The sequence below is a fragment of the Virgibacillus sp. M23 genome, assembly GCF_034190895.1.
GTDB lineage: Bacteria > Bacillota > Bacilli > Bacillales > Amphibacillaceae > Virgibacillus > Virgibacillus salarius.
In genome coordinates, this window is sequence record NZ_JAWDHA010000428.1 from 1 (window position 1) to 255 (window position 255).

At 43.1% G+C, this 255-nt stretch carries 1 protein-coding gene; it reads left to right on the top strand.

What is annotated here, in order from left to right; translation table 11 throughout:
- Positions 1 to 255 (top strand): AMP-binding protein (locus tag RVS70_RS23505; protein WP_321135123.1); only part of this gene is annotated, 255 nt, incomplete at both ends.

Genomic DNA, 255 nt, shown 5'->3' on the forward strand with positions numbered 1-255 from the left:
GGTATGATGATCGATGGTTCGCTAGAAATGATGGTCGGCATGATAGGCATTCTCAAGGCAGGCGGCGCCTACTTACCTATCGATCCAACACATCCAATCGATCGAATCAATTATATGATAGAAGATGCCAAACTGGACGTACTCGTGACGACTTCATCCTATGCAAATAAAACGGCTTTTGCAGGAATGATTGTCAATCTTGCAGACTCAAGCGCTTATCAAGCTGATTCTACCAATCTGGATATAAACCATGAA